6 protein-coding genes are annotated in these 7,017 nt (G+C 60.0%); 3 read left to right on the top strand and 3 right to left on the bottom strand.

Translation table 11 applies throughout. The annotated features are described in order from the left end of the window. A partial coding sequence (locus tag C9383_RS16355; protein ID WP_146164715.1) for a hypothetical protein occupies positions 1–183 on the top strand: 183 nt, incomplete at its 5' end. Between the two features lie 350 nt (positions 184–533). On the opposite strand, the gene choV is transcribed toward C9383_RS16355, so the two are convergent. The 3 genes from choV to C9383_RS16335 form a co-directional block, all read right to left on the bottom strand. Continuing rightward, positions 534–1,712: a choline ABC transporter ATP-binding protein gene (gene choV / locus C9383_RS16345; RefSeq protein ID WP_060753385.1), complete on the bottom strand. Its 1,179-nt coding sequence runs from the start codon at positions 1,710–1,712 to the stop codon at positions 534–536. Then, positions 1,709–2,554 carry a choline ABC transporter permease subunit gene (gene choW / locus C9383_RS16340; RefSeq protein ID WP_017139374.1) on the bottom strand — a complete coding sequence of 282 codons (846 nt, stop codon included), beginning with the start codon at positions 2,552–2,554 and terminating at the stop codon, positions 1,709–1,711. Before choW ends, choV begins: the two co-directional genes overlap by 4 nt. 69 nt (positions 2,555–2,623) lie before the next feature. Further along, complete coding sequence (locus C9383_RS16335; RefSeq protein ID WP_060753384.1) at positions 2,624–3,571, bottom strand: choline ABC transporter substrate-binding protein; 948 nt, start codon at positions 3,569–3,571, stop codon at positions 2,624–2,626. A gap of 415 nt (positions 3,572–3,986) precedes the next feature. Between C9383_RS16335 and C9383_RS16330 the strand changes: the two genes are divergently transcribed. Continuing rightward, entirely contained in the window at positions 3,987–5,363 is a 1,377-nt protein-coding gene (locus C9383_RS16330; protein ID WP_060753383.1) for an L-serine ammonia-lyase, read from the top strand. Positions 5,364–5,820: 457 nt separating this feature from the next. Next, positions 5,821–6,924, top strand: a complete 1,104-nt coding sequence (gene gbdR / locus C9383_RS16325; RefSeq protein ID WP_060753382.1) for a choline metabolism transcriptional regulator GbdR — start codon at positions 5,821–5,823, stop codon at positions 6,922–6,924. Positions 6,925–7,017: the final 93 nt, after the last annotated feature.

Here is a 7,017-nt window from a genome sequence, read left to right as displayed (position 1 = left end):
TGGAGGGCAGCACCGAGCGACCTGCCCGAGGAAGAGCGCACGCGTTACTACCGGGCTGAGGTCTACCTGCACAACGGGCCTCAGGAGTACGACCTGATGGGGTTCACCCAGGAGCAGATCACCCGGGATGTGCTCGACCAGTTTGAAAGCCATCGGCAACTCCTTGGCCGTGTCTACAGCTAGCCGCTGAATGCTCGTTCCCACGCTCCGCGTGGGAATGCATCCTGTGACGCTCCGCGTCACGGCTTTTAAGAGCAGACGCGGAGCGTCGATGGCTACATTCCCACGCAGAGCGTGGGAACGATCAGATACGACCTGATGGGGTTCACCCAGGAGCAGATCCCCCGGGATGTGCTCGACCAGTTTGAAAGCCATCGGCAACTCCTTGGCCGTGTCTACAGCTAGCCGCTGAATGCTCGTTCCCACGCTCCGCGTGGGAATGTAGCCATGGACGCTCCGCGTCTGCTCTTGAAGGCGTGACGCGGAGCGTCACCGGATGCATTCCCACGCAGAGCGTGGGAACGATCATGCTGCTAGCCCAGGTTTTTGCCCAGGAGGGCGTGGTAGAGCTCACTGTCGCCCAGAATCCCCACCACCTGGTTGTTGTCATGCAACACCAGTTTGTTGCCGGTCTGATAACGAATCTGCAGTGCATCACGCATGCCGATGTTCGAATCCACCAGTGTCGGCACCCGCGCCAGACCTTCCACTGCTTGCCCCGGCGTCCAGTTCTGCAGGTTCATGGCCACGCCATTCTGACGTGCGCCCTTGATGGTGTTGCCTTCGGCCAGGTCCAGCCAGGAATCACCGCCCGGGTCCAGGCACACTGAACCGTTGATACGCTTGCAGTTGTCCAGGGTGCGCATCAGGCTGCGGCCGCACAGTACGTTCAGCGGGTTGGTATGGGCGACGAATGTGCGCACATAGTCATCCGCCGGGTTCAGCACGATCTCTTCCGGCACGCTGTACTGGATGATCTTGCCGTCCTTCATGATTGCGATACGGCTGCCCAGCTTGAGCGCCTCGTCCAGGTCGTGGCTGACGAACACGATGGTCTTGCTCAGCTTGCGTTGCAGTTCCAGCAGTTCATCCTGCAGCCCCTGGCGAATCAACGGGTCGAGGGCGGAGAACGGTTCGTCCATCAGCAGGATGTCGGCGTCCATGGCCAGTGCGCGGGCCAGGCCGACGCGTTGCTGCATGCCACCGGACAGCTCGTCAGGCTTCTTGTTGCGCCATTGGCTCAGGCCCACCAGTTCGAGCTTGTCGTCGACCAGCTTGCGGCGGTCTTTTTCCGGGCGACCCTGCATCTCAAGGCCGAAGCTGATGTTCTCGCGCACCGTCAGCCAGGGCATCAGCGCGAACTTCTGGAACACCATGGCGATGCGCTTGGTGCGCATCATTTTCAGCTCGGCAGGCGTGCAGGACGCGATATCGATCTGGCGCCCTTCATGTTCCACAAACAGTTGGCCACGGCTGACGGTGTTGAGGCCATTGATGCAGCGCAGCAAGCTCGACTTACCTGAGCCCGACAGGCCCATCAGTACGCAGATCTCGCCTTTCTCGATGTCCAGGCTGGCTTTTTCAACGCCGACAATCTGCCCGGTCTTTTTCAGGATCTCGTTACGGCTCATGCCCTGGTCCAGCAGCTTGAGCGCTTCGCGTGGGTCTTTGGAGAAGATCACGTCGACATTGTCGAATCGGATAATGCTCATGCATCACCCCCTACTTTAGCGTCGGGTTGTTTGCAGATGCGGTCGAGCATGATGGCCAGCAATACGATCGCCAGGCCCGCTTCAAAGCCCAGGGCGATGTCGGCGGTATTCAGCGCGTTGACCACCGGCTTGCCGAGGCCGTCGGCGCCTACCAGGGCCGCGATCACCACCATCGACAGCGACAGCATGATGCATTGGGTAATGCCGGCGGCAATGCTCGGCATGGCGTGGGGCAGTTCAATGCGCGAGAGCAACTGACGGCGCGAGCAGCCAAAGGCCTTGCCTGCGTCCATCAACTCTTGCGGTACATCGCGGATACCCAGGTAGGTCAGGCGGATAGGCGCGGCAATCGCGAACACCACCGTGGAGATCAAACCGGGCACCACACCCAGCCCGAAGAGGGTCAGGGTCGGGATGAGGTAGACGAAGGTCGGCACGGTCTGCATCAGATCGAGTACCGGCCGCATCATGGTGTAGAACAGCGGCTTGTGCGCGGCAACAATGCCCAGCGGCACGCCGATGACCACGCAGACCAGGGTGGCGAACAACACCTGCGCGAGGGTTTCCATGGTTTCCTGCCAGTACCCCAGGTTGAGGATCAGCAGGAAGGAGGCGATGACAAAAACGGTCAGGCCCCATTTGCGTTGAATAAAGTGAGCGAGTAGCGCAATCAGACCGATCAATGCCAGCGGATTGAACCAGGTCAGCGCAAACGTCACGCCGTGGATCATCGTTTCCAGTGTCGATGCGATTGCGTCGAAATAGTTGGCGCCATGCTTGGTCAACCATTCGACGAAGGCAGCGATGTACTGGCCTAGTGGGATTTTCTGTTCAGTCAGCATGGTAGTGAATGTCCACATGCGAAGGGGAAAACATCCCGGGCCAGCGCACCGGCCCGGGGTCAGCGGTGACTACTTGGCGAGATAAGCTTTTACGGCCTCCAGGCCTGGTTTGCCGTCCACGGTGGTTACGCCGGCAAGCCAGGTTTCAAGCACTTGCGGGTTCTTCTGCAGCCAGGCTTTCGCCGCGGCGTCGGGCTTCATTTTGTCGTCCAGGACGTTGCCCATCAGCGAGCTTTCCATGTTCAGCGTGAACGACAGGTTCTTCAGCAACTGACCCACGTTGCTGCATTCCTGGGTGTAGCCCTTGCGGGTGTTGGTATAGATAGTGGCCTGGCCGTAGTTGGGGCCGAATGAGTCATCACCCCCGGTCAGGTACTTGATCTTGAAGCGGGTGTTCATCGGGTGGGGTTCCCAGCCGAGGAACACGATGGGCTGGCCGCGCTTGGTGGCGCGTTCAACCTGGGAAAGCATCCCGGCTTCGCTGGACTCCACGACCTTGAAGCCCGCGTCTTTCAAACCAAACTGGTTCTTGTCGATCAGGGTCTGAATGGTGCGGTTGCCGTCGTTGCCCGGTTCGATGCCGTAGATCTTGCCACCCAGCTCATCCTTGAATTTGGCGATGTCGGCGAAGTCTTTCAGGCCCTTGTTGTACAGCTCTTCGGGCACGGCGAGGGTGTACTTGGCGTTTTCCAGGTTGGCACGTACGGTTTCCACGGTGCCGGCATCACGGTACTGCTTGATGTCGTTTTCCATGGTCGGCATCCAGTTGCCGAGGAAGACGTCCATGTTCTTGCCGTCAGCCAGGGACTTGTAGGTCACTGGTACCGAAATCATCGTGGTGCGCGGCTTGTAGCCCAGGCCCTTGAGGATTTCGCTGGTGGTCGCGGTCGTGACGGTGATGTCGGTCCAGCCGACATCGGAGAAGTTGACGGTCTGACATTGTGCCGGTTCTGCAGCGTGCGCCAGGACTGGCAGACTCAGCATGGCGGCCAACAACAACGAGGGTGAAGCTTTCATGGGGCTAGACTCCTGTGTTTTTTCTGACGGCATTCGCCGCGCTTTATAAGGGTTGCGGTTGGAGCGTGCTTTGAGGCGGCGCCACGGGGCCTTGCAAACGAGTCGAGACTGATCATGTACCAGTGAAAATCTGACGCCTACAGGGCGCGTCGTATCCAGTACAGGGAGGGTCGTATCCAGTGTCGGTGACGTCGCTTACAGATTTTTTAAGCCTCAAATCCAGGGTTTCCAGCGATCTGCACCGCAAAAAACGGCCAAAATGGCCCGTTGCCCGGGGGCGACGCTGGTGAGCATGGGTACGTCGGTGTGAGACGCCGTGGGCGGCAAAAAAAGCTTGATGATGCCGCCATTCAGGCGACTTGAGCGTAGCAGCTCCTGGTCGCCCGGCCTGTGCTCATCAAGAGGTTCCACGGCAATGGCTATCAGCGTTTTCGACTTGTTCAAGATCGGCATCGGGCCTTCGAGTTCGCACACCGTCGGCCCCATGCGCGCCGCGGCGTTGTTTGTTCAAGCACTGCGTGAGCGTGACCTGCTGGAGCAGGTGCGGCGCGTCGAGGTTCAACTATACGGTTCATTGTCGGCCACCGGTATCGGCCACGGCAGCGACACCGCCACCATCATGGGGTTGATGGGCGAATGGCCTGATGCAATCGACCCGTCGCAAATCGGTGTGCGCATCCATACCCTGCGCGAAACCGACACCCTGTTGCTCGACGGCCGCCTGCCGGTGCCTTTCATCTGGGCTCGCGATATGCGCCTGCTCGACGAAAACCTGCCGTTCCATCCCAACGCCATGACGTTGGTGGTGTTCGGTGATGACGGTGAGCTGTACCGCGACACCTACTATTCGGTCGGTGGCGGTTTTGTGGTGGACGAAGCCCAGGCGCAAAGCGGTGTAGCCGACATGGACCGCACCGAGCTGCCGTATGATTTTTCCAGCGCGGTGGAGCTGTTGCAGTTGTGCAAGAGCCACAACTTGCGTGTGGCCGAGTTGATGATGGCCAATGAAAGGGTCTGGCGCTCCGAAGAGGAAATCCGCAGTGGCCTGATGAAGCTTTGGCGTGCCATGCAAGACTGCGTGGAGCAGGGCCTCAAGCACGAAGGTATCTTGCCCGGCGGCCTCAACGTGCGCCGCCGCGCTGCCAAGTTGCACCGCAGTTTGCAGGAGCTGAACAAGCCCAATGTGATCGGCTCGACCTTGAGCGCCATGGAGTGGGTCAACCTGTTCGCCCTGGCTGTCAACGAAGAAAACGCCGCCGGTGGGCGCATGGTCACCGCACCCACCAACGGCGCGGCAGGGATCATCCCGGCGGTGCTGCACTATTTTATGAAGTTCAGCGAAGACGTCACCGAAGCCAACGTGGTCGACTATTTGCTCGGCGCGGCGGCGGTAGGGATTCTGTGTAAAAAGAACGCATCGATCTCCGGTGCCGAAGTCGGCTGCCAGGGCGAAGTCGGCTCGGCCTGTGCGATGGCCGCCGCCGGGTTGGCCGAAATCCTGGGCGCCACGCCGGAACAGTTATGCAACGCGGCCGAAATTGGCCTGGAACATAACCTCGGCCTGACCTGCGACCCGGTGGGCGGGCTGGTCCAGGTGCCGTGCATCGAGCGCAATGCGATTGCGGCGGTGAAGGCGATCAATGCGGCACAAATGGCGCTGCGCGGGGATGGCCAGCACTTTATCTCCCTTGATCGGGTGATCCGCACCATGCGCGACACCGGCGCAGATATGCATGACAAGTACAAAGAAACATCGCGGGGTGGGTTGGCGGTCAGCGCGGTTGAGTGCTGAGACCGTGTCGCCTGTATCGGGGGCTTGCCCCCGATAGCAATCACCCAGGCGCCACTGCTCATAAAGTGAACACCCGGACCAAAAGCGCCACCTTTTAGAGCGTCGCAAATAGATAAGTAGCTTGCGAACGATTTGCCGCTTGACCACTGGTCATCCGTGCTTGCGGTGACAGACTTTCCCTACGCCCCCAAAGCGCCTTCCCACAAGTGCTACCGTTCTGCTCACAGCCCTTGAGTAGGGCCGTTCCTACGTCTATTTCAGGTCATATCCCACGCATACCGCGCGGGCTTATATAGACGCGTCATCAGGTCGTTTTCAGGAGTTATTGAATGGCCATTCAATTTTAGGCACGGCATTTGCTCTACCCATTCAAAGCCTCTCGCCTTGCCGGATGAAGAGCGCAATAACAAGAGCCTCGCCTGAGGCCATCACCCGCTTTGTGTGAGGAGATACTGCGATGACGTCGTTCAACTCCGGGGCTCAACCCCAGAACCGTGCGCCTCAATCCATCGGCTTTTTGCTGCTGGACAATTTCACGCTGATTTCCCTGGCTTCAGCAGTGGAACCACTGCGTATGGCCAACCAGCTGTCCGGCCGCGAGCTGTATCGCTGGACGACCCTGAGTGTCGACGGAAACCAGGTGTGGGCCAGCGACGGTCTGCAAATCACCCCTGACGCCGCCATGCACAAAGCCCCGGCCCTGGACACGGTGATTGTGTGCGGTGGCGTGGGTATCCAGCGTACCGTGACTCGTGAGCACGTTTCTTGGCTGCAGAGCCAGGCGCGCCAGTCCCGTCGCCTCGGCGCGGTGTGCACCGGCAGTTGGGCACTGGCCTGCGCCGGTCTGCTCGACGGTTTCGATTGCAGCGTGCACTGGGAATGCCTGGCGTCGATGCAGGAAGCCTTCCCTCGCGTGTCGATGAGCACCCGGTTGTTCACCCTCGACCGTAACCGCTTCACCAGCTCCGGCGGTACCGCACCGCTGGACATGATGCTGCACCTGATCAGCCGCGATCACGGCCGTGAGCTGTCGGCCGCGATCTCCGAAATGTTTGTGTATGAACGCATCCGCAACGAACAGGACCACCAGCGTGTGCCGCTCAAGCACATGCTCGGCACCAACCAGCCGAAGCTGCAGGAAATCGTCGCGCTGATGGAGGCCAACCTCGAAGAGCCGATCGACCTGGATGAACTGGCGGTGTACGTGGCCGTATCGCGTCGCCAACTGGAGCGGCTGTTCCAGAAATACCTGCACTGCTCGCCGTCGCGCTACTACCTCAAGCTGCGCCTGATTCGTGCGCGACAGTTGCTCAAGCAAACGCCGATGTCGATCATCGAAGTGGCGTCGGTGTGCGGGTTCGTCTCCACGCCGCACTTCTCCAAGTGCTATCGCGAATACTTCGGCATTCCGCCACGGGATGAGCGTGTGGGCTCCAACACCACCCAGCAGGTGGCGATGATGCCGATTCCGCAGGCGCTGGTATTGTCACCGTTGTCGGGGCCGATGTCGGCGTTGAGCCAGGCTCGGAATGAGTCGACTTTTGCCAGTGTGAGGCTCTAGTCCGAGGTGCTGCTATCGGGAGCAAGCCCCCTCCCACATTTGACCGCATTCACACATCTGGATGTGTAAACACAGTCAGTGTGGGAGGGGCGG

Origin of the sequence: Pseudomonas palleroniana, assembly GCF_003031675.1 — a bacterium.
Lineage (GTDB): Bacteria > Pseudomonadota > Gammaproteobacteria > Pseudomonadales > Pseudomonadaceae > Aquipseudomonas > Aquipseudomonas palleroniana.
This window is presented reverse-complemented; position numbering and strand designations above follow the sequence as displayed.